The organism is Streptomyces ipomoeae 91-03 (assembly GCF_000317595.1).
Taxonomy (GTDB): Bacteria; Actinomycetota; Actinomycetes; order Streptomycetales; family Streptomycetaceae; genus Streptomyces; species Streptomyces ipomoeae.
Genome location: NZ_AEJC01000269.1, coordinates 1 through 4707, shown reverse-complemented (window position 1 = coordinate 4707; position 4707 = coordinate 1). Strand labels below are relative to the sequence as shown.

General features: G+C 70.7%; 3 protein-coding genes. 2 read left to right on the top strand and 1 reads right to left on the bottom strand.

The features are described from left to right. Window positions 1-23 precede the first annotated feature (23 nt). On the bottom strand, window positions 24-2540 hold the full coding sequence (locus STRIP9103_RS17615; protein WP_048820468.1) for an ABC transporter ATP-binding protein/permease: 2517 nt from the start codon (window positions 2538-2540) through the stop codon (window positions 24-26). 240 nt (window positions 2541-2780) lie between these two features. On the opposite strand from STRIP9103_RS17615, the gene STRIP9103_RS53455 reads away from it, so the two are divergent. Then, complete coding sequence (locus tag STRIP9103_RS53455; protein WP_411572419.1) at window positions 2781-3467, top strand: streptophobe family protein; 687 nt, start codon at window positions 2781-2783, stop codon at window positions 3465-3467. Then, window positions 3353-4707, top strand: a 1355-nt coding sequence (locus STRIP9103_RS17610) for a streptophobe family protein (RefSeq protein WP_411572420.1), incomplete at its 3' end; no start/stop codon positions are given. The genes STRIP9103_RS53455 and STRIP9103_RS17610, both read left to right, overlap by 115 nt.

Here is a 4707-nt window from a genome sequence, read left to right as displayed (position 1 = left end):
CCCTTCGCGTGTGCCGGTGGAGGTTACTTGCGCATGACCTCGGGCTCGTGGCGGCGCAGGAAGCGGGCCACGAGGAAACCGCAGACCACGCCGAGCAGAACGAGGGCGATCATGTCGAAGCTGTAGACGCCGGCCGTGTGGTCCCACAGCGGGTCGGTGTCGCCCCTCTCCTTGGGCGGGCTGATGTTGTTGAAGTCCAGCGTGGCGCCCGCGGCGGCGACGGCCCAGCGCGACGGCATCAGGTACGAGAACTCGTTGACGCCGGGGCTGCCGTGCAGGGCGAACAGGCAGCCGGTGAAGACGACCTGGATGATCGCGAACATCACCAGCAGCGGCATGGTCTTCTCGGCGGTCTTCACCAGCGAGGAGATGACCAGGCCGAACATCATCGAGGTGAAGCCGAGCCCCATGATCGGGATGGAGAGTTCGAGCATGACGGCGACCTTGCCGTCGCCGAAGATCAGGGCCTCGTCGGGGATGGTCCGGCTGGAGAAGCCGATCGCGCCGACCATGGCGCCCTGCAGCACGGTGACCGTGCCGAGGACGATCACCTTGGACATCAGGTACGCCGAACGCGACAGGCCGGTCGCCCGTTCGCGCTCGTAGATCACCCGTTCCTTGATCAGCTCACGTACGGAGTTGGCGGCGCCCGCGAAGCAGGCGCCGACCGCGAGGATCAGCAGCACCGTGGTGGCCGTGCCGTTGGGGATGGGCATGCCCGTCGCCGGGTTCAGCTTCCTGACCAGCAGGTCCTTGTCCGGGTCGATGAGCAGGCTGACCGCGCCGAGCACGGCCGGCAGGATCACCGTCAGCGCCAGGAAGCCCTTGTCGGAGACGATGACCGCGAGGTAGCGCCGGACGAGGGTGCCCAGCTGCGAGAACCAGCCCTGTGGCTTCGGCGGGCGCATCGACTGCGGCGGCGGCATGTGCACCGACTGCGGGGCGACGGCGTCGATGTCCGCGGCGTACATCTGGTAGTGCTGCGAGCCCTTCCAGCGGCCCGCCCAGTCGTAGTCGCGGTAGTTCTCGAAGGCGGAGAAGACATCGGCCCAGGTCTCGTAGCCGAAGAAGTTCAGGGCCTCCTCGGGCGGACCGAAGTACGCCACCGAGCCGCCCGGGGCCATCACGAGGAGCTTGTCGCAGATCGCCAGCTCGGCCACCGAGTGGGTGACCACCAGGACCGTACGGCCGTCGTCGGCGAGGCCGCGCAGCAGCTGCATGACGTCGCGGTCCATGCCCGGGTCGAGGCCGGAGGTCGGCTCGTCCAGGAAGATCAGCGAGGGCTTGGTCAGCAGCTCCAGGGCCACGGAGACACGCTTGCGCTGGCCGCCGGAGAGGGAGGTGACCTTCTTCTCCTTGTGGATGTCCAGCTTCAGCTCGCGCAGCACCTCGTCGATACGGGCCTCGCGCTCGGCGGCCGTGGTGTCGGCCGGGAAGCGGAGCTTGGCCGCGTACTTGAGGGCCTTCTTGACGGTCAGCTCCTTGTGCAGGATGTCGTCCTGCGGGACCAGACCGATGCGCTGGCGCAGCTCGGCGAACTGCTTGTACAGGTTCCGGTTGTCGTAGAGGACATCACCCTGGTTGGCGGGGCGGTAGCCCGTGAGCGCCTTCAGCAGGGTGGACTTGCCGGAGCCGGACGGGCCGATGACCGCGATGAGCGACTTCTCCGGGACGCCGAAGGAGACGTCCTTCAGGATCTGCTTGCCGCCGTCGACGGTGACCGTCAGATGGCGTGCGGAGAAGGAGACCTCACCGGTGTCGACGAACTCTTCGAGCCGGTCGCCGACGATGCGGAACGTCGAGTGGCCGACGCCGACGATGTCGTTCGGGCCGAGGAGTGCCGTGCCGCCCTTGGCGATCGGCATACCGTTGACGAACGTGCCGTTGTGGGAGCCGAGGTCGCGGATCTCGAAGCGGCCGTCGGGCGTCGCGTGGAACTCGGCGTGGTTGCGGGAGACCTGGAGGTCGGAGACGACCAGGTCGTTCTCCAGGGCACGACCGATGCGCATCACGCGGCCGAGGGCCAGCTGGTGGAACGTGGTCGGGCTGCGGTCGCCGTAGACCGGCGGCGCCCCCGCGCCACCACCGGGGCCCTGCTGCGGATAGCCCTGCTGATGCGGGACCTGGGCCTGCTGCGGCTGCTGCCAGCCCGCTTGCGGCACCTGCTGCTGCGGGGCCTGCTGAGCGGCGTATCCGGCGCTCGCGCCCTGGGCGGCGTACGGCTGCTGGGGCTGCGCGACAGCAGCCGCCGCACCGGAGAGGCTGACTCTCGGGCCGTCGGTCGCGTTGCCCAGGTGCACGGCCGAGCCGGGGCCGATCTCCAACTGGTGGATTCGCTGGCCCTGTACGAACGTGCCGTTGGTGCTGCCGTGGTCCTCGATCACCCAACTACGGCCGCTGAAGCTGATCGTGGCGTGGCGCCAGGACACCCTGGCGTCGTCGAACACGATGTCTCCCTGCGGATCTCTTCCGAGGGTGTATGCCCTGGACGGATCGAGCGTCCAGGTTTGTCCGTTCAATTCCAGTACGAGTTCCGGCACTCCATGCCCCACTGAGTTGTCCCCCGAGTTACCCCCATCACAGGGAGTCTAGGGATGTCGAACATCGGGGGGAACTATTTCAGGCTCGGCCCCCTGACCGAAAGTCGGGCCTTGTGAAGAGTACGTACGGGGGCTTTGGCCGGTCCCGTTGACGGGGTTGAAATCGGGCCGGAGAGTGGTAATCCCCCGCGAGGGGGACATCAGCGGTCCAACGCCGCGATGCGGATCGGGGGTCCGACCATGAGCAACCAGACCATCGGTCATGGCGGTGGGCATGGCATCGGTCGTGGCAGGCGCTTGCCGTGGGGGGACGTCCTGTTCTCCGCGATCGCCGCCGTGAGCTGGGCGTTGATCGGAATGGCGGGTACGGCCGCGCTCGGTCTGCATCTGCTGGAGGCCGACTCGGCGGGCGAACTCGGGCCGATGACAGCGGCGGTTGTGGCGCTTGGGGCGGGCGGGTCCGTCGCACCGTCCGGTGATGTGTCCGTCTTTGGCCTGGAAGGAGCGGAGGCGACGACCGCCATCGAGATCGCGCCACTGGGCGTCAGCCTGGTGGGCGCGCTCCTGATGTCCTGGTTCTTCCTACGGTCGCTGCGGGGCACGGGAGTTGTGATAGCGCCCTTCGAACTCCTCGCGCGCGCGGGCACGGTGGTCGTGCTCTTCGTGGCGCTGATGGGCGGGCTGGCCTGGGCCGGGCAGGCGGTCATCACCCTCGACGGCGGCGAACTGGGCCTCGATGAACTGCCGACGGCGGTGGCCTCGACAGCATCGAGATCCCCGGGCTCGGCGGCGTCGGGGACATCGGCGGCGGACTGCTGCCGGACCGGCTCGGAGACCTGGCGGACGCGAACGCCCAGGTGGGCTTCACCGTCGACACCGTGCCGACCCTGCTCGGCGCCCTGGCCTGGTGCCTGGGGGTGCTGCTGATCGCCCTGCTGGCCTCGCGCCGCACTCCCCTGCCGCGGGGCCTCGACGCCGTGCACCGGGTCGTACGGCCGGCCGTGTCCGCCGTCGTCACCGTGCTCCTCGTGGCGGTCCTCGCCGGGCTCGCGGCGGCGGCGTACGCGGCGATCGGCGACCCCCACCCCAGGCGGATCGCCGGCGCGGCCCTGCTCGGCGCCCCCAACGGCGTCTGGCTGGGCGTCCCCATCGGCCTCTTCGTCCCCTGGAACGGCAAGGCCACCGGCGCCCTCGCCGACCTCCTGCCCGGCCCGCTCGACGAACTCCTCCGCATCGACGCCGACGAGCCCGTCACCCTCGGCCGCCTCGCCGAACTGGACGGCCGGATCTGGCTGTTGGGGATCGCGGCGGCCCTGACGATGTTGTACGCGGGGGTGTTGACCGCCGTGCGTACGCCTCTCGGTACGCCTCTCGGTACGGCGACCGGTACGGGGTCCGGGTCCGGTACGAGGTCCGGTGCGCCTTCCGGTACGTCGGGCACGTCGTCCGGCGCGTCTTCCGGTACGCCGTTTGTACGGGGGTCGGGTGCCGCCGCTGCCGGGGGTGCGACCGGTGCGGATGTACGGGGCGGGGGCGCGTTCCGGTTCGCGGGGCGCTGCGCTCTTCGGCTCGGGGCCGCGACGGCGGTCGCACTGCCGGTGCTTGTCCGGGCGACGGAGGTGTCGGTGGACGCCTCGCTGGCCGTGTTCGGCATCGACGCGTTCGGCGCGGGGATCGAGTTGCACGGGCAGACGGCGATGGCGTTGGTGCTGGGCGCGCTGTGGGGGGCCGGGGCGGGGGCGGCCGGGGCGTTGCTCGCGTGCGCGTCCGGGGCGGCTGGGAGGCGGGTGGCGCCGTTGGCGCGGGGGGACTCGGGGGCTACCGGGGCTACCTGGGCGGCGGGGAGTGCGGCGATCGGCGAGACCTACGCGGGGGCGTCCTCGTCGGTGCCCTCTCCGGCGGGGCCCTACACGCCGGGCACCCCCTATCGGCCGCCGAACCCGGACACCAATCCTTATCTGCGGCTGCCGGAGGAGCTGCGGGGGGATGGGTCTGCGCGGGGGCCGGGAGAATCGCGGCCTGATGCGTCGCGGCCTGAAGGGCAGCGGCCCCCCGATGTGTACGGGGCGCCCACCGTGGCGAGGCGGTTCACGCCGCCGTCTCGGCGGCCGGGGTCCGGGTCGGGGTCCGGGTCGGGGGTCTGGCCGGCGCCTCCTCCGCCTCCCCC